The sequence below is a fragment of the Lebetimonas natsushimae genome (assembly GCF_002335445.1).
GTDB classification, from domain to species: Bacteria; Campylobacterota; Campylobacteria; order Campylobacterales; family Nautiliaceae; genus Lebetimonas; species Lebetimonas natsushimae.
In genome coordinates this window covers 587546-612998 of sequence record NZ_BDME01000001.1, presented here as the reverse complement: position 1 = coordinate 612998, position 25453 = coordinate 587546, and the positions used below count along the sequence as shown (strand labels likewise).

General features: G+C 28.8%; 34 protein-coding genes. 23 read left to right on the top strand and 11 right to left on the bottom strand.

Annotated features, from left to right (window positions below; genetic code table 11):
- The first annotated feature begins 16 nt into the window (after positions 1-16).
- Positions 17-310, top strand: coding sequence for an AtpZ/AtpI family protein (locus tag LNAT_RS03480; RefSeq protein WP_238593975.1), 294 nt, complete (start codon positions 17-19; stop codon positions 308-310).
- Here LNAT_RS03480 and LNAT_RS03475 read toward each other — a convergent pair whose 3' ends face one another.
- Genes LNAT_RS03475 through LNAT_RS03465 form a run of 3 tightly spaced genes read right to left on the bottom strand, consistent with a single transcriptional unit; the run spans position 311 to position 3734 of the window.
- Entirely contained in the window at positions 311-1558 is a 1248-nt protein-coding gene (locus tag LNAT_RS03475) for a type II secretion system F family protein (protein WP_096258526.1), read from the bottom strand.
- Positions 1555-3204 carry a GspE/PulE family protein gene (locus tag LNAT_RS03470; RefSeq protein WP_238593974.1) on the bottom strand — a complete coding sequence of 550 codons (1650 nt, stop codon included), beginning with the start codon at positions 3202-3204 and terminating at the stop codon, positions 1555-1557. The genes LNAT_RS03475 and LNAT_RS03470 overlap by 4 nt, the downstream gene beginning before the upstream one ends.
- Positions 3198-3734: a hypothetical protein gene (locus tag LNAT_RS03465; RefSeq protein WP_096258525.1), complete on the bottom strand. Its 537-nt coding sequence runs from the start codon at positions 3732-3734 to the stop codon at positions 3198-3200. The genes LNAT_RS03470 and LNAT_RS03465 overlap by 7 nt, the downstream gene beginning before the upstream one ends.
- A 74-nt stretch (positions 3735-3808) precedes the next feature.
- On the opposite strand from LNAT_RS03465, the gene ilvC reads away from it, so the two are divergent.
- The 7 genes from ilvC (at position 3809) to ruvX (ending at position 8513) form a co-directional block, all read left to right on the top strand.
- Entirely contained in the window at positions 3809-4828 is a 1020-nt protein-coding gene (gene ilvC / locus LNAT_RS03460) for a ketol-acid reductoisomerase (RefSeq protein ID WP_096258524.1), read from the top strand.
- A gap of 73 nt (positions 4829-4901) precedes the next feature.
- Complete coding sequence (minD, locus tag LNAT_RS03455; protein ID WP_096258523.1) at positions 4902-5711, top strand: septum site-determining protein MinD; 810 nt, start codon at positions 4902-4904, stop codon at positions 5709-5711.
- Positions 5708-5941 carry a cell division topological specificity factor MinE gene (gene minE / locus LNAT_RS03450; RefSeq protein ID WP_096258522.1) on the top strand — a complete coding sequence of 78 codons (234 nt, stop codon included), beginning with the start codon at positions 5708-5710 and terminating at the stop codon, positions 5939-5941. The genes minD and minE overlap by 4 nt, the downstream gene beginning before the upstream one ends.
- Positions 5938-6936: a divergent polysaccharide deacetylase family protein gene (locus tag LNAT_RS03445; RefSeq protein WP_096258521.1), complete on the top strand. Its 999-nt coding sequence runs from the start codon at positions 5938-5940 to the stop codon at positions 6934-6936. Before minE ends, LNAT_RS03445 begins: the two co-directional genes overlap by 4 nt.
- Positions 6926-7639: a DNA-processing protein DprA gene (locus tag LNAT_RS03440; protein WP_096258520.1), complete on the top strand. Its 714-nt coding sequence runs from the start codon at positions 6926-6928 to the stop codon at positions 7637-7639. Before LNAT_RS03445 ends, LNAT_RS03440 begins: the two co-directional genes overlap by 11 nt.
- 5 nt (positions 7640-7644) lie before the next feature.
- Entirely contained in the window at positions 7645-8151 is a 507-nt protein-coding gene (locus LNAT_RS03435; protein ID WP_238593973.1) for a DNA-deoxyinosine glycosylase, read from the top strand.
- Positions 8130-8513, top strand: coding sequence for a Holliday junction resolvase RuvX (ruvX, locus tag LNAT_RS03430; protein WP_096258518.1), 384 nt, complete (start codon positions 8130-8132; stop codon positions 8511-8513). Before LNAT_RS03435 ends, ruvX begins: the two co-directional genes overlap by 22 nt.
- Here ruvX and LNAT_RS03425 read toward each other — a convergent pair.
- The 5 genes from LNAT_RS03425 to LNAT_RS03405 form a co-directional block, all read right to left on the bottom strand.
- Positions 8495-9292 (bottom strand): ketopantoate reductase family protein, encoded by a 798-nt coding sequence (locus tag LNAT_RS03425; protein WP_096258517.1) that lies wholly within the window; start codon positions 9290-9292, stop codon positions 8495-8497. The two genes, ruvX and LNAT_RS03425, sit on opposite strands and share 19 nt — an antisense overlap.
- 108 nt (positions 9293-9400) lie before the next feature.
- The gene (trmA, locus tag LNAT_RS03420) at positions 9401-10498 is read right to left on the bottom strand and encodes a tRNA (uridine(54)-C5)-methyltransferase TrmA (protein WP_096258516.1); all 1098 of its coding nucleotides are present in this window, start codon (positions 10496-10498) and stop codon (positions 9401-9403) included.
- A 64-nt stretch (positions 10499-10562) separates the two neighbouring features.
- Positions 10563-11288: a flagellar type III secretion system pore protein FliP gene (gene fliP, locus LNAT_RS03415; RefSeq protein WP_096258515.1), complete on the bottom strand. Its 726-nt coding sequence runs from the start codon at positions 11286-11288 to the stop codon at positions 10563-10565.
- The gene (locus LNAT_RS03410; RefSeq protein ID WP_096258514.1) at positions 11285-12061 is read right to left on the bottom strand and encodes an OmpA family protein; all 777 of its coding nucleotides are present in this window, start codon (positions 12059-12061) and stop codon (positions 11285-11287) included. The genes fliP and LNAT_RS03410 overlap by 4 nt, the downstream gene beginning before the upstream one ends.
- 8 nt (positions 12062-12069) lie before the next feature.
- Positions 12070-12837 (bottom strand): motility protein A, encoded by a 768-nt coding sequence (locus LNAT_RS03405; protein WP_096258513.1) that lies wholly within the window; start codon positions 12835-12837, stop codon positions 12070-12072.
- A gap of 47 nt (positions 12838-12884) precedes the next feature.
- Here LNAT_RS03405 and glmU point away from each other — a divergent pair, with 47 nt between their 5' ends.
- Genes glmU through truA form a run of 7 tightly spaced genes read left to right on the top strand, consistent with a single transcriptional unit; the run spans position 12885 to position 19097 of the window.
- Positions 12885-14186, top strand: coding sequence for a bifunctional UDP-N-acetylglucosamine diphosphorylase/glucosamine-1-phosphate N-acetyltransferase GlmU (glmU, locus tag LNAT_RS03400; RefSeq protein ID WP_096258512.1), 1302 nt, complete (start codon positions 12885-12887; stop codon positions 14184-14186).
- A complete protein-coding gene (gene coaBC, locus LNAT_RS03395) occupies positions 14183-15325 on the top strand; it encodes a bifunctional phosphopantothenoylcysteine decarboxylase/phosphopantothenate--cysteine ligase CoaBC (protein WP_096258511.1) in 1143 nt (380 codons plus the stop codon). The genes glmU and coaBC overlap by 4 nt, the downstream gene beginning before the upstream one ends.
- Entirely contained in the window at positions 15306-15983 is a 678-nt protein-coding gene (locus LNAT_RS03390) for a hypothetical protein (RefSeq protein WP_096258510.1), read from the top strand. The genes coaBC and LNAT_RS03390 overlap by 20 nt, the downstream gene beginning before the upstream one ends.
- A gap of 3 nt (positions 15984-15986) precedes the next feature.
- A complete protein-coding gene (locus LNAT_RS03385; RefSeq protein WP_096258509.1) occupies positions 15987-16649 on the top strand; it encodes a di-trans,poly-cis-decaprenylcistransferase in 663 nt (220 codons plus the stop codon).
- Between the two features lie 18 nt (positions 16650-16667).
- Positions 16668-17420, top strand: coding sequence for a prepilin peptidase (locus LNAT_RS03380; protein WP_096258508.1), 753 nt, complete (start codon positions 16668-16670; stop codon positions 17418-17420).
- Positions 17413-18384, top strand: a complete 972-nt coding sequence (locus LNAT_RS03375; RefSeq protein ID WP_096258507.1) for an LptF/LptG family permease — start codon at positions 17413-17415, stop codon at positions 18382-18384. The genes LNAT_RS03380 and LNAT_RS03375 overlap by 8 nt, the downstream gene beginning before the upstream one ends.
- Positions 18378-19097: a tRNA pseudouridine(38-40) synthase TruA gene (gene truA / locus LNAT_RS03370; protein ID WP_096258506.1), complete on the top strand. Its 720-nt coding sequence runs from the start codon at positions 18378-18380 to the stop codon at positions 19095-19097. The genes LNAT_RS03375 and truA overlap by 7 nt, the downstream gene beginning before the upstream one ends.
- 208 nt (positions 19098-19305) lie before the next feature.
- Here truA and LNAT_RS03365 read toward each other — a convergent pair whose 3' ends face one another.
- Positions 19306-19671 carry a hypothetical protein gene (locus LNAT_RS03365; protein WP_096258505.1) on the bottom strand — a complete coding sequence of 122 codons (366 nt, stop codon included), beginning with the start codon at positions 19669-19671 and terminating at the stop codon, positions 19306-19308.
- 146 nt (positions 19672-19817) lie between these two features.
- Here LNAT_RS03365 and LNAT_RS03360 point away from each other — a divergent pair, with 146 nt between their 5' ends.
- Positions 19818-20240 (top strand): hypothetical protein, encoded by a 423-nt coding sequence (locus tag LNAT_RS03360; protein WP_096258504.1) that lies wholly within the window; start codon positions 19818-19820, stop codon positions 20238-20240.
- Between the two features lie 45 nt (positions 20241-20285).
- On the opposite strand, the gene LNAT_RS03355 is transcribed toward LNAT_RS03360, so the two are convergent.
- Positions 20286-20549: a hypothetical protein gene (locus LNAT_RS03355; protein WP_096258503.1), complete on the bottom strand. Its 264-nt coding sequence runs from the start codon at positions 20547-20549 to the stop codon at positions 20286-20288.
- A 1-nt stretch (position 20550) separates the two neighbouring features.
- The gene (locus tag LNAT_RS03350; protein ID WP_096258502.1) at positions 20551-20862 is read right to left on the bottom strand and encodes a hypothetical protein; all 312 of its coding nucleotides are present in this window, start codon (positions 20860-20862) and stop codon (positions 20551-20553) included.
- Positions 20863-20950: 88 nt separating this feature from the next.
- Here LNAT_RS03350 and LNAT_RS03345 point away from each other — a divergent pair, with 88 nt between their 5' ends.
- The 7 genes from LNAT_RS03345 to LNAT_RS03315 all read left to right on the top strand — a co-directional run bounded on the left by LNAT_RS03345 (position 20951) and on the right by LNAT_RS03315 (position 25447).
- Positions 20951-21829: a tyrosine-type recombinase/integrase gene (locus tag LNAT_RS03345; RefSeq protein WP_096258501.1), complete on the top strand. Its 879-nt coding sequence runs from the start codon at positions 20951-20953 to the stop codon at positions 21827-21829.
- A 103-nt stretch (positions 21830-21932) separates the two neighbouring features.
- The gene (locus LNAT_RS03340) at positions 21933-22250 is read left to right on the top strand and encodes a hypothetical protein (RefSeq protein WP_096258500.1); all 318 of its coding nucleotides are present in this window, start codon (positions 21933-21935) and stop codon (positions 22248-22250) included.
- The gene (locus LNAT_RS03335) at positions 22247-22468 is read left to right on the top strand and encodes a hypothetical protein (RefSeq protein ID WP_096258499.1); all 222 of its coding nucleotides are present in this window, start codon (positions 22247-22249) and stop codon (positions 22466-22468) included. The genes LNAT_RS03340 and LNAT_RS03335 overlap by 4 nt, the downstream gene beginning before the upstream one ends.
- A gap of 68 nt (positions 22469-22536) precedes the next feature.
- Positions 22537-22719 carry a hypothetical protein gene (locus LNAT_RS03330; RefSeq protein WP_096258498.1) on the top strand — a complete coding sequence of 61 codons (183 nt, stop codon included), beginning with the start codon at positions 22537-22539 and terminating at the stop codon, positions 22717-22719.
- 10 nt (positions 22720-22729) lie between these two features.
- Positions 22730-23065, top strand: coding sequence for a hypothetical protein (locus LNAT_RS03325; RefSeq protein ID WP_096258497.1), 336 nt, complete (start codon positions 22730-22732; stop codon positions 23063-23065).
- Positions 23066-23345: 280 nt separating this feature from the next.
- Positions 23346-25010 (top strand): hypothetical protein, encoded by a 1665-nt coding sequence (locus LNAT_RS03320; protein WP_096258496.1) that lies wholly within the window; start codon positions 23346-23348, stop codon positions 25008-25010.
- On the top strand, positions 25010-25447 hold the full coding sequence (locus LNAT_RS03315) for a hypothetical protein (RefSeq protein ID WP_096258495.1): 438 nt from the start codon (positions 25010-25012) through the stop codon (positions 25445-25447). Before LNAT_RS03320 ends, LNAT_RS03315 begins: the two co-directional genes overlap by 1 nt.
- The last annotated feature ends 6 nt before the right edge of the window (positions 25448-25453 follow it).

Here is a 25453-nt window from a genome sequence, read left to right as displayed (position 1 = left end):
GCAAAAAAAAGGAAAAATGAGAAAAACCGTAGAGGGGGCTGAAAAGCTCTCTTTAGGTATTTCAATTGTTGTAGCGGTCTTAATGGGAATAGGAATCGGCATTTGGCTTAAAAACATTTTTCATCAAAACTGGCTGCTTTGGCTTGGAGTGTTTTGGGGCGTTGCGGCAGCTTTGCTTAATATAAAAAAAGAATATGACAAATTGAAAAAAGATTTAGATTCTTTAAAAGACAATCCGGAATTTAAAAACTATCAAATGAATAAAAAAACAAAAGAAGAGGATGATGATTTAGAAGAATTCGAAAAATAATTACATTGCATTTTTTGCGGCACTTGCCAAATCCCACATTGGTAAGAAAATTCCAAGAGCCAGCCATAAAACTAAAACACCTATTACACTAAGCATAATTGGTTCTATTGCAGCCTGCATATTATCAATAATATCCTGGAATTTATCATTATAATAATTAGCAGCACTTTCAAGCATAGAATCAAGTTCACCTGATTGTTCACCAGCATTTATCATTCTGATGGCTACATAATTTACGAAATTTGTCTCATTTACCATTTCGGCAAAACTTCTACCCTGATTAATTCCTTTTATTATCTCTTTCAGTTTTTCTCTTAATATTTCATTTTCAACTATACCTTCCACATTTTGCAAAGCATCCAGCAAAGGAATACCACTTTTAATTAAAGTGCCAAGAGTATTCAAAACTCTTGACAATGTTGAATATTCGATAATACTACCTATCAAATACATTTTTAATAAATTTTTATCTATAAAATACTTAAATTTATATGATGTTTTATAAAAGAAAATAAGCAAAATGGTAATTATTATTAAAGCAAATAAAATATATCCACCGTAATTACTTAAAGCATGTTCTGTCCATAACAACATTCTTGTAGGCAGAGGCAATTTTGCATGCAAAGAAGCAAAAACAGCTTTAAATTTAGGTACAACAACCAATACTAAAAATACAAACGCACCCGCTATTGCAAAAAGTGTAATAACAGGATAACGAAGAGCTTTTATCATTTTCCTTCTGTTTTCATACATATTTTCAAATATTTGTGCCAATCCTTCCAAAGCTGCGACCAAATCACCTGTCTGTTCACCAAGTTTTACCATTGCAACAGAAATTCCGCCTATATAATTTTCATACTCTTCAAATACATCCGAAAGAGCTTTACCACTGTCTATAGCTTCTGCAGCTTTAGCGAAAAGTTCTGAAATCAAAGAATCCTTAGTATGATTCGCAATATCTTCTAAAGCATCTTTAAGAGAAATTCCGGCTTTTAAGAGTACAGCAAGCTGTTTTAATGACGATATATAAGCGGGATAATTTAATCTTTTTCTTAAAATTTTATTTGAAACAATATCTTTAAATATTTTTAATTTTTCTTCAAAAGGTATTGGTATTTCATTAATTTCAACCAACAATCCTTTTTTCAGCTTTTTTGCTTTAATAATTGCCTCAGATCTATTCTGTGCCTTTAATATCAAATCTTCTTTTTTACCTTTATATATAAATGTTGCTTTATAATATTTCATAATTTTGCCACCTTATAAATATCTTCTAATGTAGTAATACCTTTTAGTGCTTTAATAAGACCGTCATAAAACATAGTTTGATAACCTTTATTTCTTAAATAATGTAAAATTTCAATTTTTTCTTTTTCTTTACTAATCATACTTTCTAATTTTTCATCATTTAAAAATATTTCACTGATTAATGTTCTGCCCCCGTAACCGGTAAAATTGCAATGTTCACAACCCCTGCCCTTATAAAAAACCGCATCTTTTGGAATCAGATTTTTTATCGGATCTAAGTATATATCTTCGGGTTTGTGTTTTGTTTTACAGTAAGGACAAATTGTTTTAACAAGTCTTTGAGCCTCAGCCCCGATTAAAGCTGTAGCAACCATAAAGGCATCTGCACCCATATCAATCATTCTCTGAATCGAACTTACCGCATCATTGGTATGTAAAGTTGAAAGCACCAAATGTCCTGTAAGAGCAGCTTTTATTGCAATTTCAAGTGTTTCTAAATCCCTAATCTCACCTATCATAATTATATCCGGGTCTTGTCTTAGTATACTTCTTAAAGCATTTGCAAAAGTCATATCAATTTTTGGATTTACCTGCACCTGCTGAATGCCATGCAATTTGTATTCAACCGGATCTTCAACAGTAATTACTTTTTTATTTACTTTTGCAATTTCATGTAAAGCCGCATAAAGAGTTGTAGATTTACCGCTTCCGGTAGGACCTGTAACAAGAAAAATACCGTTCGGCATAGAAAGCGCTTTTTTTAAAAGCTCTAAATTTTTAGGAGTAATACCTATTTCATCAATTTTTTTCAAAATACTTCTCTTATCAAGTATTCTTATAACAATACTCTCACCCCATATTGTAGGCAATGTCGAAACCCTAAAATCAAACTGATTCCCATTAAGCACCATAGAAAAAGAACCGTCCTGTGGAATTCTCTTTTCACTTACGTCCATGTTAGCTAAAATTTTTATTCTAGAATCAAGTGCATTAAAAACATCATGATCAAAATCTAACATTTCATATAAATCACCAAGGACCCTGATTCTGACCACTCCGCCATCTTCATCTGCTTCAATATGTATATCACTTGCTTTTTTTTCAATAGAAGCACTGATTAAATATTTGATTAATCTCATTACGGCAGTTTCATCACCCGTAACTTCAGCACCTTTTAGTTCTTTTTTTATATCATTGATAATTTCTTTAATTTTTTCTTTACTTTCAAGTAATTTTAAAACTTTTAAAATATCCTCTTTCAAACCCAAGACAAATTCTATCTCTTTTTGAGGATAAAATCGTTTTAATATAGCTTGAGCGTTCCAATCAAGAGGATCTGCAATTGCTATTTTAACTTTATTGTATTTTTCTTCAATAGGAACAGCTAAAGTCTGTTTTAAAATATTTACTGGAATATTTATATTTTTAAAGCGGATAGAACTTAAATCTGTAACATAGTTTATTGAAAATTTTAAAGATAAATATTTTAAATATTCTTCTTTTGTTATGTAACCGTTTTTAAAAAGTATGCTTAAAACATCCTCTTTTGGATTGTTTTGAATTGTTGTCACAATTTTTTTATATTGCTCCTCTGTTATCTTATTGTTTTTTAACAATTCATTCAGTATATTTTTATCTGTTACCAATAAATCACCTTTTTAGTTAATTTATTATTTACAAAAACCTTTATAACAATATTGTAATTTTTATTAGGATATACTATAAATTTTTTATTATTTTCTTTTATAACTATTGAATTTTTTTCTTTCAAGAAATTACCTTCTTGAATATTACTAAAAATTTTACCTAACAAATCATCTTTTATAATAGGTAATTTTATATTTCTGATATGTATATCGTCAAAAATATATTGTAATATTAATTTTTTCATTAAAAACAGTGTAGTTATATATGTGGCGTTTTTTCTACCCAGTGCAGTTTTTTTTAACACTTTAGCCAAATCAAGCGCCGGAGTTAAATATCTTTTTTTTAAACAGGCATACGCCACTATTGAAAGCAAATCTTCTCTTTTATTAACATATTTATTGATATAAAACCATCTGTTCATACAAATTCTGGAATAAAAGCCTTTTTGAAAAGCTGAACTTAATGGCGGCACTTCTTTAGAAAAGACAAATACAATAAACACAAATAAAAATATAATTATTTTTTTCAAAAAAAAGCTCCTTGCGTTAAATTGCTAAATTATAACAAATTATTTGATATAATTTCAAAAAAAAGGAGAATTTTATGGCACTTAATATTTATTATGATAAAGACTGTGATTTAAGTGTTATTCAAAGCAAAAAAGTAGCAATGATAGGATTCGGTTCTCAAGGACATGCCCATGCCCTAAATCTTAGAGATTCAGGAGTAGATGTTGTTGTAGGTCTTAGAAAAGGTAGCAAATCTTGGGAAAAAGCAAAAAATTATGGATTTGAAGTAAAAGAAGTAGCAGATGCTGTAAAAAATGCTGATGTAGTAATGATTTTACTTCCTGATGAAATTCAAAGAGCAGTTTACTATAAAGAAATTGAACCGAACCTAAAAGAAGGTGCAACTATTGCATTTGGACATGGATTCAATATTCATTACGGAAGAATTATTCCAAGGGCTGATTTAAAAGTTATTATGGTTGCCCCTAAAGCTCCGGGACACACAGTAAGAAGTGAATTTGTAAAAGGCGGGGGAATTCCTGATTTAATTGCTGTATATCAAGGCGGAGAAGAAGCAAAACAGATTGCATTAAGTTATGCAAGCGCAATCGGAGGCGGCAGAACTGCAATAATCGAAACAACCTTCAAAGATGAAACTGAAACAGACCTTTTTGGTGAACAGGCGGTACTTTGTGGTGGAGTAACTTCTCTTGTACAAGCAGGGTTTAATACATTGGTAGAAGCCGGATATGCTCCTGAAATGGCTTATTTTGAATGTTTACACGAATTAAAATTAATAGTTGATCTGATGTATGAAGGCGGAATTGCAAATATGAGATATTCTATTTCAAACACAGCTGAATACGGTGATTATGTAAGCGGGCCAAGAGTTATTAATGAAGAATCAAGAAAAGCCATGAAAGAGATTTTAAAAGAAATTCAAAACGGTAAATTTGCTAAAGATTTTATTCTTGAAGGAATGGCTGGATATCCAAGAATGACAGCTGAGAGAAACAATATGAAAGAGAGTTTAATTGAAAAAACCGGTAAAAAACTAAGAGCAATGATGCCTTGGATTACTCAAAACAAAATCGTAGATCCTAATAAAAATTAATCCCACTTTTTCGGGATTAATATAATCATTAGGTATTTAGATATTTAATGATTATATTAATGTAGGAGTGATGATGGCAAAAGTAATAACTGTAACAAGTGGAAAAGGCGGCGTTGGTAAATCCACTACAACGGCAAATGTATCAACTGCCCTAGCACTTAGAGGCAAAAAAGTAATTGCGGTCGATTTTGACATAGGTCTAAGAAACCTTGATATGATACTTGGACTTGAAAACAGAATTGTTTATGATGTTGTTGATGTAATGGAGGGTAGATGTAATTTGGCCCAGGCCATTATAAAAGACAAAAGAACAAACAACCTGCATTTTATACCGGCAAGTCAGACAAAAGATAAAACGGTTTTAGACAAAGAAAAAGTAGAAAAACTTATAAATGAATTAAAAAAAGATTTTGATTATATTATTATAGATTCCCCAGCCGGAATTGAAAGCGGTTTTGAACATTCAATATACCTGGCAGATATGGCACTGGTTGTCACAACTCCGGAAATCAGTGCTGTTAGGGATGCGGACAGGGTGATAGGAATAATTGATGCCAAAAGTAAAAAAGCCCAAAACGGAGAAGAGGTAGAAAAAAAAATAATTATTAACAGAATTAAACCTGAACTTGTTGAAAAAGGTGAAATGCTCTCAACCGAAGATGTCCTTCATATTTTAGCCCTTGAGCTTATAGGAATAGTGCCTGACGATGAAGAGATTGTGCGTTCAACAAACATTGGAGAGCCAATTGTACTTAGTGACAAATCATTGGTCGGAGAAGCTTTTAGAAGAATTGCTAGAAGAATCGAAGGTGAAGATATAGAATTTTTAGATTTAAAAAGCAAAAAGGGTATTTTTTCAAAACTTAAAGGATTATTCAAATGAGTTTTTTTAATTTATTTAAAAAGAAAAAATCTAAAGATGTGGCAAAAGACAGGTTAATGATGATGCTCGCATACGAGAGGGCTAATACAAAACTCGAAAATCTTGAAGAAATGAAAAAAGAATTGATTGCCGTAGTTAAAAAATATGTAAATATTAAAGATATTGCAATTAAAACAAATTCAAATCAAAATATTGAAACATTAGAAGTTGAAATTATTTTAGACAAATGAAAAAAAGAAAAAAAACTTCTTCCAAAACAAAAAAAAACAGTAAATTAAAATATTTAATATTTATACTTATTCTAATCATTTTTTCTCTTTCATTTTTTATAGCTGGTGTATTAATAGGCAAAAACAGCGTAAAACAAACTATTGAAAAAAAAGAAAATATTATTTCTACTTTAGAAAAAAAAATAAATAAATTATCAAACGAGTTAAATAAAAAAGAAACAGCAAATTATTCTTATAACTTGCCATCCGAAATTGAAGATTATAATATAGCCAACAAAAATCATCCTAAAAAAACTGTTGCTTCTAATCCACCTATAATCAAAACAAACAAACCTAAACTTGTTATCATTTTAGATGATGTTTCATTCAGATATCAGGTAAAAGCCATTAAAACTCTACCCTTTAAAGCAACTCCGTCATTTTTTCCTCCTACGAAAATACATCCGAACACACCTATTTATGCAAAAGAATTTAAAGATTATATGGTACATGTTCCTATGCAGGCCATTCATTTTCCACATCCAGAACCGGATACAATGAATATTGACTGGTCATATAATCAAATTAAAACCAGAATTGACGGAATCAAAAAATGGTTTCCAAATGCAAAATTTATAAATAATCACACAGGAAGTACATTTACCGCAAATTTACAATCAATGAAATATTTATTTAAAGTTTTAAAAGAAGATAATTTAGGATTTGTGGATTCAAGAACCACTCCTTATAGCAAAGCTAGAATTGTTGAAAAAATTTATAACATACCTTATTTTGAAAGAAATATATTTTTAGACAATAAACAAAACGTAACATATATTCAAAATCAGCTGAAAAAAGCTGTAAAACTTGCTCAAAAAAGAGGTTATGCTATAGCTATAGGCCATCCACATCCCGCTACAATCGAAGCTTTGAAAAATTCAAAAAACATTCTAAAAAATATAGATGTAATATCTATAAATCAACTTTACCAGTTAAAAATGAAAAATGAAAAATGAAAAAAAAATTTCATTTGACGAATTTCAACTCTATTATAAAGGGAATATTGAACTTTTACAAAAAGAGAAAATTGCAATTGTCGGAAGCAGAAAAGCCAGCAAATATACAAAAGATATAACTTATCTTTTGGCTAAAAAACTTTCTAAAAAATATGTAATTATAAGCGGTGGTGCTTTGGGAGTAGACACAGAAGCACACAAAGGCTCTTTTCCAAACACTATATTTGTATCCCCATCTTCTCTTGATATAATCTATCCAAAACAAAATGAGAATTTAATACAATCAATTTATAAGGAGGGATTAGCAATAAGTGAATATGAAAAAAACTATCGCCCTTTTAAATTTACTTTTTTACAAAGAAACAGAATTATCATTAAACTTGCAAAATTTGTAATAATTACAGAAGCCTCTCTTAAAAGCGGCAGTATGAGAAGTTTTGAATGGGCAAAAGAATACAATAAAAAAATATTCGTAATTCCACACAGAATTAATGAAAGCAGCGGGACCAATTATTTAGCCTATACTAATCAGGCGGAAGTAATATGGGACATTGATGAATTTTGCCTAAATTTGGGAATCACTTCCAAAGAAAAAATTTTAACGTTAAATGAAGCATTAAAACTGTATGGAAACAGACTTTATGAAATGGAACTAAACGGAGAAATTGAAATAAAAAACGGAAAAGTTTATTTTAACGGATAATGAAAATGAAAAACGGAAAATTAAAACACCCTTTTAAACCTATAATTTTTAAAACAAGCGAAATTTTAATTCTTGGAACATTCCCTTCCATTAAATCGTTTGAAAACAATTTTTATTATTCTCATCCAAAAAACCATTTTTGGGATATTTTAGGCATTGTTTTTAATGATAAAAAACCAGCCACAATTGAAGAAAAAATAGAATTTTTAAAAAAACACAAAATTGCCCTGTGGGATTCAATATGTGAATGTAAAAGAAAAAATGGAAATAGCAGAGACGATAATTTAGAAATTTTAAAACCTTGCGATATAGAAAGTTTGCTCAAAATTTATCCAAATATAAAAAAAGTAGCCGTTACTTCAAGAGTTGCTGAAAAAATAATAAAAAAACATTTTAAAAATTCCCCCTATTCCATTCTGCATTCTCCAATATACCTGCCAAGTCCAAGTCCTCTTAATGCAAGACTCAAATTAAATGAAAAGGCAAAAATATGGAAAAAATTATTGCAATAGACGTAGGACTTAAAAGAATAGGAGTTGCTTTCACTCCAAATAAATCTGTAGTGGTACCATTAAATGCTATACTCAGGAAAAACAGAAACCAGGCGGCAAAGGACATTAGCAATTTGCTAAAAGAGTACAAATCTGATATTTTAGTAGTGGGACTTCCAAAAACAAATGAAGAAATGCAAAGAAGAATCAAACATTTTGTATCTTTAATTGAATTTGAAGGGAAAATAGAGTTTGTGGATGAAAGTTTTACAAGTAATTTGGTAGAAGAAGAAATAAAAGGAAAAATTAAATATAAAAGAGATGGCCGCATTGACAGCTTAGCTGCTAAAAAAATACTTGAGAGTTATTTAAGTTCTTTATAAAATTTATTTATAAAATCACTTTTTTCAGCAAGAAATCCCGTTAAATTATCAACTTCCGTTTTATTTCCCTTTTCAAAGTCAATCTGCATACTCATTTTAGAATTATAAGGAATATTTAAAGCCTGTTTTATTACCTTTATCTTTTCATCGCTTAAATCAATCCCCTCATTTTTTGCTATTCTTATAACTTCACCTAAAAATTTTTCAACCTCATCTTTTTTATTTTCCATTATCCAGCCTGTCGGTTTCTGATAAAAACTCTGAAGTGTTGCAAATGTGGAAATAAAAAGATACTTTTTCCATATATCTTTATCAATATTTTCCGAAAATTTTATTTTCAAATCATCACACTTTTTAAAAACTTCTCTTAAAGTTTCATCATCTTCAAGACATAAATAAAAAAGAGGTGTTTTTTTATGAATTATTCCGTTTTCCTTGTTAGAAAGTATATAAATACAGGCTTTTTTATAATTGAAATCTTTAAATTTTTTAAAATGTCCTATTCCGTTTAGAATAGGTACGACTATAGAATTTTCCAAAAAATCTTTATATTTTTTTATCACATTATCTAAATGATAACTTTTTGTTGTTATAAACACCACATCATATTTATCTATTAAATCATCAAATTCAATTTCTTCTTCTTTATCTACATCTTTAATTTTTAATTTTTTAACTGTTCCCTTACTGCCAATTACACTAACATAATGCCCACACTTTTTAAGTTTATAAGCAAAATATCCCCCTACCCCTCCTGGACCTATTACTAAAATTTTCATTTTTTTCTCCTTATTTTATCCACAATTATTGCCCCAATTGCCATTCCTAAAAATAACAATATTAAAAAAATTTCACCTGTTAAATCACTTAAATTCATTTTTTACTTTTCATTTTTCACTCTCAAGTATTACCCCACATTCCATATGGTTTGTATAAGGGAACTGGTCAAAAAATGCAAAAGCTTTTATTTTCCTTTTTTTAGCCAAAGTTTCTAAATCTCTTTTTAAGGTTTCGGGATTGCATGAAATATATATTATATTTTCAAAACTGTTTACAAATCTGCGGCTTTTATCATCAAGCCCGGCCCTTGGGGGGTCGATAAAAACATTTTTTAAATCATATCCGGCAAGAAGCGGTGAATTTTCTTTTTTTAAAGAGCTGAATTCAGCCGCACTCATTGCTAAAAACGTTATATTTTTTCGATTATTAAGCTCGGCATTAAAAGTGGCGGCCTGGATTGATTCAGGATTAATTTCTGTTGCTATTACTTTATTAAATTTTTCACTCATTGGGATTGTAAAATTTCCGTTTCCACAGTAAAGCTCAACCAAATCGCCTTTTAAATCGGCGTTTTTTAAAACCCATTCAATCATTTTTTTGTTTATATTTCTGTTTGGCTGGGAAAAAGTGTTTTCAATAATTTTGTATTTGTAAATTTTTCCGTTAATTTCAAGTTCTTCAATCAGATAATTTTTATCAAAAATATATTTTCTACCTTTTTTTCTTACAATAAAATCAACTTTAGTAAATTTTTCTTTTAATTTTTTAATATCTTCTGCAATACTCTCATCCACTTTTCTGTGATAAATTAAAGTTACAATAAGTTCACCTAATGAAGAGCTTAAAAAATCAATTTCATAAAGTCTGTTTTTTAGATTTTCATTTTTTTCTATTTCACTTAGCAAATCAGGCATTAAATTATAAATAGCCTTATCTACAATTTTACACTCTTGAATAGGTATAACTCCCCTGCCCTCTTCTTTTCTTTTTCTCATTGCATAAAAAAGCTTATCTCCTTCTCTCCATATTCTAAATTCGGCTCTTGCCCTGAAATGTTCATCTTTATCATAAATCACTTCAATTTCTGGTATATTAAAATCTTTAAACATCTCTTTAAGTTTTTCTTTTTTCATCTCAAGCTGCTTAATATATGGAATTTCATACAAAACACAGCTTCCACATTTTCCAAAACTACTGCAAGTCATTTACTTCCTTTTTATTTACATTCATTTTAAATTATTAATTTTGCACAATAATTCTCAATTAATATCATTTAAAACTCTGCACCAGTCCCATTACCACCAAATCCCAACCATCTACCAGAATAAAAACTAAAATTTTAAAAGGCAAACTTATCATGACAGGAGGCAGCATCATCATACCTAAACTCATTAAAACACTGCTGACCACCATATCAATTATTAAAAAAGGCAAAAATATCAAAAATCCGATTTCAAATGCCGTTTTAAGTTCGCTTAACATGAATGCAGGAACTAATATACTCAAAGGTACATCATCTATTGTTTTAGGATTAGGCAAATGCCTTATTCTATAAAAAAGGGCCAAATCTTTTTCACGTGTGTTTTTAATCATAAAAAGTTTAAATGGTTTTACCGATTTCTCAAAAGCTTCTTCATATCCTATTTTTTTCTCCATGTAAGGTTTAATTCCGTTACTATAGGCATTTTTAGCATAAGGCTCCATTATAAAAAAAGTAAGAATAAGCGCAAAAGAAACCAGTAATGTAGTCGGAGGAGACTGTGGAGTACCCAAAGCCTGTCGCAAAAATCCAAGAACCACAAGAATTCTGACAAAAGATGTTGTAACTAATACAATACTTGGTGCCAGCACCAAAATTGTCATTAAAATCACAATATTTAAAGTATCCACTAACTGTTTTGGATTATGAGGCGCGGATAAAGAGAGATTGACTGTAGGAATTTGAGGTGCCGCAAAAACAATTATAGGTAAAATAAATATCAGAATTTTTTTCATTTAACTTTGTCTAATACTGATTTTTTTACATTTTGTTGTAACTCTTTTTTCTTTGCAAAAAACCATATTTCAACCCTTCTGTTTTTAGCCCTCCCTTCAGGTGTGTCATTACTTGCAATTGGATGATATTCCCCATACGCTGCGGCACTGAGCTGTTTCGGATTGACTCCGTTTTTTAATAAAATTTTTAATACACTTAAAGCCCTGGCAGCGCTTAATTCCCAATTATCGCTATAAGGTGATGTTTGAGGTGGAAGTGTGTTGTCGGTAAAACCTTTGATTTGAATTTCAATATTTTTTGGTAAATATTCCTTTATTATTAGCGAAATTCTTTTTAAAAACAAAAGGCTGTCTTCATTATTAATTTCGGCACTGCCCGGTTTAAAGGTAATATCTGCAGGAAGCCTTATAAAAAATCCCTCTTCTCCTTCTTCCAAGGTAATCGCAGGACCTTTTCCCCCTGCAGTAAACTGTCTGAATTCCTGTATTGCTTTGGACAATTTATTCACAGTTTGTGCAGTTTCCTGTGTTTTTTCAATTGGAGTGGCTATTTGATTTCTATTCTTGCTAATCTCTGTCTGGGCACCGCCTTCAAGGACACTTAAAGCCCCGGCAAGCGAACCTATTGCCTCTTGTACTTTTTTAGCATTCATTGTGGACATAGAAAGTAATAAAACGAAAAAACATAAAAGAAGGCTCATTAAATCCCCGAATGTTGCAAGCCATTCTGGTAATCCTTCTGGACATTCGCATTTACATTTTTTTTTAGCCATTTATTATCCTATTCAAACTGTGACTTTCTCTGAGATGGTGGCAGAAAACTCAAAAGTTTGGCCTCCAACGTTCTTGGGTTGTCTCCTGCCTGAATTGACATAATACCCTCAAGTATCATTGTCTTTGCAAGTACCTCATCATCATTTCTCAATGATAATTTACTCGCTATCGGATTTCCTAAAATATTACCAATCATAGCACCGTAAAGTGTTGTAAGCAATGCAACCGCCATAGCAGGACCGATTGAAGAAGGATCTGACATGTTTAAAAGCATCGCAACAAGACCCACCAATGTTCCAAGCATACCGAAACCACCGGCAAGCCCGGCCCATGTGGAAAAAATTGAAGCCATTTTTTTATGCCTGTCTTCCATCTGTTCCATTTCAATTTCAAGAAGTTCCCTGATAGTATCGGGTTCATTTCCGTCTACTGCCATTGATAAACCTTTTTTTAAAAACTCATCTTCTTCGTTGGCTGCCACGCTTTCAAGTGACAAAATACCGTCACGTCTGGCCTGAGTGGCATAATCAACCAATTTTTTAATTAATTCTTCATAATTTGGCTGATAACTCGGTTTGATAGCAATCATAAAAACTTTGACAAATTTTGTCATCATTTCCATTTTATAACTGATTAAAAGCGCCATAATTGAACCTAAAATAACAATCAATATAGACTGGGGATCAATATAAGCTCCAACACCCACACCAAGAGCCATAGCAGCAATAAGAAGACCTAGTGCACCAACTAACCCAATGACAGTAGCTAAATCCATTAAAATAGCCTTTTTTGCTATAATTATAACAAAAAAAAGGCAATCGGATGTCAAGTATTATAATTTTGGCTGCGGGAAAAGGTACCCGCATGAAAAGTTCCACACCGAAAGTTCTCCACAAATTATGTAACAAGCCGATGATAGAATATATTATAGAAGAATCTCTCAAAATTTCAAATGATATAAATGTGATACTTTATCATCAGTTTGAAAATATAAAAAAAATAATAAAAAACTATCCTGTTAAAATTATAAAACAAGACCATTTAAATTATCCCGGTACTGGAGGGGCATTATTATCTTTGATAGAAGATGGGAAATTGAAAATTAACAATGATAAATTACTGATACTTAACGGGGATATGCCTTTGGTTCAAGCGGATGAACTTAAAAAATTCACTAGTATTGATGCCGACATTGTAATGAGTGTAATGAAACTTGACAACCCGAGCGGATACGGAAGAGTATTGATTGAAAACGGAAATGTCAAAAAAATTATAGAAGAAAAAGATGCTAGTGAAGAAGAACTTAAAATTTCTTATGTAAATGCAGGCGTTTATCTTATAAAAACAGAAGTATTAGAAAAATATTTGCCTAAACTAAATAACAATAACGCTCAAAAAGAATATTATCTAACTGATATTGTTGAAATGGCAGTAAATGATAAATTAACAGTAAAAGCCGTCGAAGTAAACGAAGAAAATTTTAAAGGCATTAACAATAAAAAAGATTTAGCTGAAGCTGAAAGGATAATTTGTAATAAAATAAAAGATTTTTGGATGAAAGAAGGCGTTGTTATGCATCTGCCTGAAACCATTTATATTGATGCATACACTTCATTCGAAGGTGAATGTGAAATTTGGCCTAATTGTGTAATAAAAGAAAGTGTGATAATTGAAAGTGAAATTCGTTCCGGCAGTGTAATTGAAGAATCAATAATCAAAAATTCCGGCATCGGCCCTATGGCGAGAATAAGACCAAAAAGTGTATTAACTGATACACATATCGGAAATTTTGTTGAGGTTAAAGCCTCAAAACTTAATAAAATAAAAGCCGGACATTTAAGTTATCTCGGGGACAGTGAAATTGATGAAGGAACAAATGTAGGAGCAGGGACTATTACGTGCAATTATGACGGAAAAAATAAATACAAAACAAAAATCGGCAAAAATGTTTTTATAGGAAGTGATTCTCAACTCATTGCACCGGTTGTTATTGAAGATGATGTAATAATTGCAGCTGGCAGTACTGTAAATAAAAACATAAAAAAAGGTTCTCTTGCAATAAGCAGGGCACCATTAAAAATTGTTGAAAATTTTTACTATAAATTTTTTGGGAAAAATATATGAACATATTAATCGGTGTCACTGGAAGTATAGCAATTTATAAAACTTGTGAACTTATCCGGCTATTTATCAAAAGAGGAGACAATGTAAAAGTTGTTATGACAAAGGCTGCCACAAAATTTATAACTCCTCTTACCTTTGAAACACTTACAAGAAATAGAGTTTTAACAGAAGAGAGCGAAAACTGGTCAAGCGATATGAACCATATTGATTTTGCAAAATGGGCTGATATTTATATTATTGCCCCGGCAACTGCGAATACACTAAATAAAGCATACATGGGAATAGCCGACAACCTTCTTTTACAGACTTATCTTGCGACAAAAGCCCCTACTCTTTTCGCTCCGAGTGCAAATACAAATATGTATAAGCATCCAACAACCCAAAAAGCTATCAAAAACTTAAATTGTATTGAGGCAAATTCCGGACTTCTTGCCTGCGGAGATGAGGGAATTGGAAAAATGGCCGAGCCTGAAGAGATATTTTTAAGGGCCTTAAGGGAAATTAATAAAGAGGAGTTTTGGAAAAATAAAAAAATAGTAGTAACTGCGGGAGGAAGTATTGAAAAAATTGACGATGTTCGCTTTATCAGCAATTTTTCAAGCGGAAAAATGGGGGAAGCCGTTGCGAAAGCTTTTTATATAAAGGGTGCCGAAGTTACATTAATCTCAAGTAAAATCCATAATTTAACAAAAGAGATTAAACAGATTAAAGTAGAAAATGCAAAAAACTATTTGGAAGAAATCTTAAATGAAAATCCCGATTATTTAATAATGGCAGCAGCAATTGTGGATTATATCCCTGAATATAAGATTGGAAAATTAAAAAAAGAAAATATCGGAGATGAATTCATATTAAAACTTGCTAAAAATATTGATATATTAGAATCAATAAAAGATAAAAAATTTAAAAAAATCGGCTTTAAAGCCGAATTCGACGAAAAAAATGCCGTGAATTTTGCTAAAAACGCTTTGAATAAAAAGGGACTTGATGCAATTTGTCTTAATTTACTTTCAAAAAACAATTTTGGAAGTGATGAAAATGAAATAATTTTTATTACAAAAGATAAAAAAATTCTCTTATCCCAAAATACAAAAGAAAATATTGCCTTAAAGTTAGTAGATGCCATTAAATCTCTCTAAAATCGGAAAAGTTTTAAAAACTTTAAACAGATTTGAAGGAATTAAAGAATTTAATGCAAGTCTGCCTGTTAAAATAGAGGTAAAAAAAGAAATCAATCCCATAAAATTTTTAATTAATCTCGGAAACAGAGAAATTGAAACAAAAAGTTATATTCCATTAAAAGTGGGAAAAAAATATTTTGCACAAATTAAAGAAGGAAAATATTCCATTAAAATATCAAATCTTAAAGAGTACCCGAAAATTCTTGAAATTTTAAAAAAAATCGATTTTACAAAAGAAATACTAACCCCCGATAAAAAAGAAATAATGACACATCTGACAAATGCAAACAGTAAAACTGAATTTATTTTTTGGATGAATGTGTTAATGGCCTTTAACCAAAATATTTATCATTTAATAATAAATGAGAAAAAAAAAGCTTTAATGCAGCTTAAATATAAAAAAAACTCGATAAAATTTTATGCAGTTTTTGAACATTTGGGAGAAATTGAAGGAATACTGTTTCATAAAAATTTAAAACTTTTTTGTGAATTTGCTTCTACAATTAATTTGATTAATTTTTATAAAAATGAACTGCCCTTTATTGTAGAAGTAAACAAAAAAGAAATAACAGAAATTTACCAATTTAGTGAAAATCTGATAAATTTAAAGGTTTAATATATGCATTTAGCAATAATTATGGATGGGAACGGGAGATGGGCGAAAAAAAGAGGTTTAAAAAGAGTCGAAGGTCATAAAAAAGGGGCTGAGGTTGTAAGGGATATTACCGCATACTGTGCAAACAATCCTGATATTGAGATATTGACATTATACGCCTTTTCAACAGAAAATTGGAAAAGACCGAAAATGGAAATAGATTTTCTAATGAAACTTCTTGATAACTGGTTAAAAAAAGAACTTACCACTTATATAGAAAATGATATAAAATTTGATGTCATTGGAGATATTTCAAAATTTTCTACTAAACTTAGAGAGAGAATAGAATATACAAAAAAGGTCACAAAAAATAATAAAAAATTAACTCAAATTTTAGCCTTAAATTATGGAAGCAGGGATGAAATAACTAGAGCTGTAAAAAAATTAACAGAAAAAAATGAAGAAATAACACCTGAAAATATTCAAAAAAATCTTGATATCAGCAGGGATGTTGACTTATTGATAAGAACAAGCGGGGAAATAAGGGTAAGTAATTTCCTTTTGTGGCAAATAGCCTATGCGGAAATGTTTTTTACAAAAACTCTTTGGCCTGATTTTACCAGTAAAGAGTTGGAACAGATTTTAAATGAATTTAAAAAAAGAGAGAGAAGATTTGGTGGAATCTAATCAAATGGAGAATGAAAAATGGAAAATGAATGGATAATTGAATTAATAATTTTTATAATAGGAATATGTATAGGAAGTTTTTTAAACGTTGTAATTTACAGAGTACCAAAAAGCGAAAATATTGCATATCCTCCGAGTCACTGTCCTAAATGTGGCAAAAAATTAAAACCTTGGCATAATATTCCAATAATTAGTTATGTTTTATTAAAAGGGAAATGTGCATTCTGCAGGGAGAAAATTCCTATCCGATATCCTGTAATTGAATTGTCAACAGGTATACTTGCGGTATTGATTTATAAAAAATGCGGAGTAGATATATATTCAACCATTACTTTTATAGTTTTTGCACTGTTTTTAGCTTTAAGTATGATAGATTTTGATTATAAAGCGGTGCCTGATAGTTTAAATCTACTCGCTCTTACACTTTCATTTTTTACAACTCCTGAAATTTTAGAAAATTTTAAAAACGCTTTAATCTTAATGGGCGGTATGAGTTTAATTAGATATTATGTATCATATTTTATCAAAAGGGAGGCTATGGGCGAAGGAGACATAATTCTTGCCGGAAGTATTGGAGCACTGCTCGGAATTAAATTATCTTTATTTGCCATTTTTATAGCCTCTTTAATTGCAATTTTTCCTTCATTATACAATAGAATATTTAAAAAAGATTTTGAACTTCCTTTCATTCCTTTCTTAACATTAGGCACATTTATTGTATGGTATTTTAATGATTATTTTTTAAATTTATGGAGCAAACTCTATGGATAAACTTCAAAAATATATATTAAAAAATTTTTTAAATATCTTTATTAATATTTTTTTGATACTTTTTTTAATAACCTCTATAATTATAATAATTTCAATTTCTAATGTTACATCATCGATTCATATTACTTTTTTAGAATTGCTTAAAATGTATTTTCTCTCTTTAACAAAAATTTTAATAGTTACTTTATCAATTTCCTTTTTTATATCTGCAGTTCAGACATATTCTAATTTAAGTGACACCCAGGAATTAATAGCAATATTTTCAACAGGTATCAAACCTAAAAAAATACTGTTTCCCATGTTTGTTATTGCAATTATCTTAACATTTATTAATTTTTTTATTTTATTTGTATCTATTCCTTATTCAGATCTTGTTTACCATAATTTTAAAATAGAAAAAAAACAGGAATCTCAATTTAATATAGAAACTTCACAAATTTCCCAGCAATTCGGAAAATGGAATGCTTTTATCGAAAAAAAAGATAAAAATATCTATAAAAAAGTATATCTGTATAATCCATATGAAAAAAAATTTATAACAGCTCAAAATGCCAAAACTATTAAATACAACAATTATCTGATTTTTCAATTAAACAATGGATATATATATCAACTTGATAAAAATTTAACGGTTAAATTCAATGTAATGAATATTAATCAATATATTTCATATAAATCATTTTCTATTTTGGAATATACTAAATATTTAAAAGAAAATAAAAAATTATTTTTATTTTATTTACCTTTTGCCTTAATATCGGTAATATTATTTTTTTATATACCGTTATTCAGTTTTTTTCATCCGAGATTACATAAAAATCATTCTTTGATTTATTCCGTTTCATTGTTAACAATCTATTTGATTTTTACAAAACTTGCAAAATCATTCTGTGCAGAATTCATTATTATGATAACATTTTTTATTTTCGGTTTAATACTGTATTTAAAGGATAAAAAATTTTAGTAAAAGCTGTTATTTCTTATGACGGAAGCGAATTTTACGGCATGCAGATACAGCCAGACAAAATAACGGTTGAAGGTACAATATCAAATGCTTTAAAAAAATTAAACATAAAAACTAAAATAACCCATTCAGGTAGAACTGACAGAGGGGTTCATGCCCTTAATCAGGTTATTTCGTTTGAAATACCAAATTTTTGGAATTTAGAAAAATTAAAAAATATATTAAATAAAATTTTGTATCCTTCAATTTATTTTAAAAAAATCACAATAGCCCCCTTCGACTTCCATCCAAGATTTTCAGCAAAAAAAAGAAGTTACAGATATCTTATTTCAAAATATTTTACTCCGTTTAACGCAAAATACACCCATTATTATTCAAAAAAAATAGACATTAAAAAAATTAACAATGCCTTGGGAAATTTAATAGGAAAACATGATTTTGAATATTTTGCAAAAACAGGAAGTGATGTAAACAATTACATCAGAGAAATATATAAAGCATATGCATTTGAATATAAAAATGTTTATGTAATTAAAATTGAAGGAAACGGTTTTTTGAGAGGACAGATAAGAATAATTATTAATTTTCTATTACAAATTAATGAAAACAAATTAACAATTAATGATTTAAAAAAACAATTAAACAAAGAAAAACTAATATCAAAACATTTGGCAGCGCCTAACGGATTATATTTAGAAAGAATTTGGTACTGATATTAATTAAAAACGTAAAATAAATAAAATTAAAAATTTTTTTAAAATGTAAAATTTCATATATCATCTGTATAAATACAATATAAACATATCGTCAAATAATGTGCCAGACACCTTATAAATAAAATTTTTTGGTTGCGGGGGGAGGATTTGAACCTCCGACCTTCGGGTTATGAGGAATATTATTAATTATTTATTTTTTTAGAAATTAATTTAATTTTGAGATTTTGTCTAAATCTTCGACTTTTTCTTTTAAAAATTTAATTTCATTTGTTAAATCATCTAAATATTTACTTTTACACTCTGCCTTAATAATTTCCACAAGTTTTTCTGCTTTTTCTATAGACAGTAGCATATCTTCTAAATTATTGTTTAGTTCTTCTGTTTCTTCGTTTTCTTTATACGCTAATAAATAGGTAGTAAGTTTTGCTCCTATATATAAATTATGCTTGCCTGTAGGAGGATAAAATTTTACCCTGCTTACTTCTTGCGGTTTTTTCCAATTTTGTAGAGTTCTTGTTGTTACGTCTACAAAATTAGCTATTTTAGTATCTGTTATTTCTTTTAATTGCATTTTAACCTCCTTACGAATATTTTTCTTATAATTATAGCATTATTTTAAAAATTTAGAAAATATTTCTTATTTTTATATAAAATTCCTTGACAAACACGAAAATATTTCGTATAATTACATTAAGAAAAAACAAAAAGGAGTTGAAAATGAAAATAATACTTTTAAAACTAAGCGAAGAAATAAGAAAAGCATTCGGAAGAGATTTTTTTGAAGAAGATGTTTGTAATAATATTATTGATACTGACCTAATGATAGGAAGTGTTAAATATGAAATTTATAATGAAAAAGAAAATACAGATGATGAAGTTTATGTTGAATTTAATGTTGAAGATATAGATTGTAACAATTTAACAAGTGATGAAAATATTATAGAAATAAAAGAAGTTCAAACACCTAAAAAACATCTTTTAGAAAAATATGATGACAGCCAATTCGCGATTGTGAAAATTAATTACATTCCCGAATTTGGCTGGTATGAAGTAGATATGGATAATGCGCCTTTAATGTATTTTGACAATTTAGAAGAAGCAAGAGGTAGTTTAGATTTAGACGCATTCATTAAAGAATAACTTTTTTTTGAAGCTTTTTTAGGAGAGGTTTCAAAATATTGTTTTTTATTTTGTATATTTAATACTATTTATTGAAAAAGGGCAAATTCTTGCTAAATATTTTTTATGTCTAATAGTAATATGTTGAGTTTTACAACCTAAATTAAATTCAAATTTTCTTGCTTTTTGTAATGATTTACAAGGTATCCATTCTTGATAAAAAATTTGCGGAATATATGGTTTTGCTTGTTTGATTATATACGTAACTAAACATTTATGTGCAAAGATAAATGATGATGTTAAAGAAATAAATGTAATTTTTTTAATCATTTTATTCCTCTTTTTCTAATTCTTCTAATAATTCTGCCATTATTTTGAAATAAAATTTTCTTTGTTTATTTTCTGGTAATTTTTCTAAAGTTTTACATATTTCTACACATATATCTTTGTTATTGATTAATATTTTATTGTGATGACCAATTATATTGTTATTTCCATTAATAGTAATGCCCCCAAATTTTCTTAAATATCCTAATTCTAATAATTCAAGATGGTGCTTTTTTTTAGGATCTTTTTTCCATCTTGATAATGTTTCTGGTGCTATATTTATATATTCTGCTAATTTTTTTTGACTAATTTTCATTTTTTTGACTATTTATTATTTTTTTTCTTGACATTTGATTAATAATCAATTATAATTATTGATATATAATCAATTGCAGGGGGCAATTATGACTATTAACGAACTTTTTGATGAATATTGTGAAATTATGAAAAATACAATGACACATCATACACTCCTTACAAAAATAAGTTACTACAATAAACATTTTAGATTACAATACGGCAATAATATTATAACAGATTTTAAATTTAAAGACGCTCAAAAATTTGTTAATGAACTTCTTGATAAAGGTCTTAAGCCTAAATCAGTAAAAAATATTGTTGATATATTTAAGGTTCTTTATAAATATGCAATTATGAATGAATATTGTGAAAAAAATCCTTTTCAATATGTTTTGCTTCCTCAATTTGATAGTAGAATCTATTTTAATTTTACTGATGAAGAAATAAAAAGATTTATAAGTGCTGTTTTGAATTATCCTGAATCACTTTATAGACATATTTTTATTTTTCTTCTTCATGGAAGAAGATTAAATGAAGTATTATCACTTACTTGGAATAATGTAGATTTTGAAAATAAGGTTTATTATATTCCTCCAAAGATCAATAAAGCTCGTAGATTGATGGCTTATCAAATGACTGATATTTTAAAAGAAACTTTAGAAAATCAATTTAGAATGAAAACTTTATATTGTTTTACTTCAAAATATGTATTTCCATCTCCAAGAACTTGTAAAAAATTACAAGATATTCGAAAACAATTTAAAAAACTTCTTAAATATGCGGGAATTACAAAAAAAATGAGAATACATGATATTAGGCATCTGGTTGCAAGTTATAGCATTAATACTTTAGGTTTAAGTGTAGAAGAAGTTTCTTATACACTTGGTCATACTAGTATTGAAATAACTCAAAGATATATTAATCCAAGAGCTGAAATATCGGCACGGGTAATTAATACAATTATTGACTCTATTATGAGTTAATTTTTTTATGGGTGGTGGGGTGGGAATTTAAAGGCAAGGAGTTGCCCCCGATTCCTTGCCTTCTGTAAATCGGGGGTAAAAATAATATTGAAAGGGGTTTAAAATGATTACTAATTTAGTAGGAAAAATTAGAGATGTAAGACAAGTTCAAAGAAAAAAAGGTGATGGTTCAGTTCAAATATTTTGTACTGCTTTAGTATATGATGAATTGCAAGATAAAGATGGTCATTTGGTAATTGTTTCTGAAAATGTTCAATTTCCAATTGAAATGTTACCAAGTTTACAAATGAATTTGAATAAGTTTGTTGCTATTCCATATCTAACTTTAAATACTAAAAATGGAACTTATATATTTCCTGATAGTAATATGCAACTTAAATTTTTTGATAAACATCCTTTTTCTGGAGAAATTAAAAAATGATGTTTGTTTTTGATAAGTTAAATTTTAATAATCCTGTAAATTTAGAAAAAGTTATCGGGATTTTAGCTCCCGATATTCCTTCTAAAGAAGGAAGATATTATATTCTTTTTTATACTGAAGCTAATAAAAATTTTTTTTGGTTTTATGATACTAAAGATGAAAGAGATTTTGTTTTTAATAATTATATTTTACCGACTTTTAAATTTTTGGGCGAGTAAAGTTCAAATAAGAAAATTTTGTTTTTTTATTTGAGCTTTAAGCTCAAAAAAACTTTTAAGGAGAGGTCATGAAAAAATTAGCAAAACTTTTACCACTTGGTTTAGCTGTTTTAGGTACTTCTGCATTTGCTGATCCAAATATTACAATGCCAACTCCTGATTACACTGATTTTTATGCAGGTGTTGGTGTTGTTCTCGGTGTTTCTTTAGTTGTTATGCTTGCTAAAAGAATTAAGCATTTCTTCAGATAAGAGGGTTTAAATGAAAAAGATTTTCCCTCTTTTCTTTTTTTTAGTTTTTTCAAATGCTTCTATTCTATACAAAAATAAGAATTATTGTATAGAAGATTTTTATTATAAAAATGGAAGATTTTATTATTTAAGATCTAAAAATAATAGGTGGTATTCAACCTCTACAAGAAATAATAATCTTGAATATGGTTATTATTATGATGATGATAACAATACTTGTGAATATAATCAAACTTTAAAAGAACTTCATATTAGATATTTTGATTATTATTTTTTGTGGGGGCTTTCAGGTTTATTGATAGGTTTTTCTGTATTAATAGGTTTTATTTTGGCAATTTTGAGTTAATGCATAAAGGCAAACTTGCCCGATTTTAGTGCGTTTTGCAGTGCGAGGTCAAGTAGTTAAGGTAAGCCCGAAATGTTCGCACGAAAAAACGCCTTAAAATCGAGGCAAGGAAACTTTATGCCCTCCGCCTGAGTAAGGCACGAAAGAGAAACGATAACCGAATAAAGGGGTTTAAAATGTATTCAGTTGAAGCATTTAATTATTTTTTTTATATTTTTTTAATACCAAGTGCTGTAATTGTAATTTCTTTAGCATTAATATCACTTTTTAGGTAATTTAAATGAAAAAAATTATATTTTTATTTTTAATTTTTTTTAATTTTATTTTTGCAAGTGATGTAATACTTTTAGAAGATGACCGTATGCATTATTTGCAATCTGTACAGGGGACTGATTTTCATTCTGTATATTCTGTTTATCATACTCCTATATATAAATTTGAAGATAGTGATACTCTTTATATTGCAAAGGACGCTTCAGATTATAATTTTTATTGTGTTAAAAAAAATTCAAAGCATACTTATGTTTATATTTATTCAGAAAGTGGTTCCAATCATGGTGGATATTCCACAGGAGCTTATTATCTTCCAACTGATTATATTGGTTTTTGTCAAAATAAAGATAGTTATTATTATGATAGTGGTGCAAATGCTTGGTATTCGAAAGATGGTGATAACCCAATATGTCCCTCTAATCAATATTATGATAGTAATCAATCAAAATGTATTGATAAACCTGATTGTCCATCTGGCATGACTTTTGATGAAAGTTCTGGTCAATGTGTTTGTCCAGATGGTACTCATTTTAATAGTGTCCAGGAAAAATGTATGCCTGATTGTCCTTCTAAACCTCAGTTGGAAAAAGAAGCTCTTCAAAAATGTGGCTCTTTAAGTTTTGCAAAAAATATATCTTGTAATATTGATACTGGTGAAGTGAATATACAATGTATGAGTTGTGCTGAAATTATGCAAGCACAGTATGATTTGTGCGCTCAAAATAATTTAGAGGTTGTTGAAAATTTGTCTTGTTCTGAAACAGATGGAGCTTTAACTTTAAGTCCTGCTTTTGAAAATATTTCTACTTCTAATTGTAAACCTGCTGATAATAATACTGCAGGAACTGATAATAATTCAGATGATACTAATAATACTGGTGATTCTGGTAATACTGGAAGTAATTCAGGTTTTGGAGATACTGGAGGTAGTTCAGATTCTTCCGGTTCAAGTAATACTGGAGGAAGTTCAAGTTCTGGTGGATCTGGAGATACTGGAGGCACTTCTAGTTCTTCAGGATCAAGTAATACTAGTGGAAGTTCTGATAATAATTCTAATTGTCCTACTGATTTATGTTATAGATATAATCATCAACAAGTTGGTGATAATTGGTCACAATCTGGTAATTGTTGGATTTGGACTAATGCTCCTTCTGGTTGTCCTAATAAAGTTTGTATAAACGATGGTCAATGTTCTGTTTCTGGTTCTTCTAATTCAAATTCTGGTTCTAATAATATTGATTTGACTCCTGTTACTTCCAGGTTAGATACTGTTAATAGTAAATTGAATAATATTAATAATATTTTAAATAATATTGAAAATATGAAACCTGATGATTCTTTTGATCCTGGTAATTTAAAAGATATGAAAACTGATTATTCTGATGATATGTCTTCATTTTTAGATAAAGCTAAAAATTCTATTAAAGATTTAGTTAATAGCTTTAATAAAGTAAAAGATTTAATTTCATCTCCTAAAAAAATTACTCTTTTTACTTCTGATTCTTATTCTTGTCCTTTAGTTGCTAATATTTATAATAAGGTTATTACTATTGATATTTGTAAATTTGTTTCTCCTTATAGACCTATTCTTTTATTATTTTTTACTGCCTTTTTTAGTTTGTCTGTTTTTATGTTTTTTTTGAAAACTTTTATAAATAAAGGGGATGACTAATGCAATATGTAATTACTGCGGTTGGTTTTATTGTTGGATTTATTGTTAAATTTGGTATCCAAAAATTTGCTATGTTACCTGTAAAATTTGCTGCTGTCACTTTTACTGCAGTTGCTATTACTCTTTATATCGGTTCTTATATTCTTTTTGCTGATTTTATTTTTAATATTATTACAAAGTTTTATGATTTGCTTGATTCTATTAATAATTTAAGTGTTGGTTCTGGAAATGTTTATGGTATTACTTTGTCTAGTATATGGAATGCTTTTTTAGGTTTTTTGAATGCTTCTGGAGTTGGTCCTGCATTTACTAATGCTTTTAATCTTTTTTTAGTTTTATATTTTTCATATTATGCTGTTATTATTGCTAAGACTGTTGCGCATGTTTATCGAAATGTTGTTGATATGATAAATAATTCTTTACAAATGTTTGATTAAGGTTAA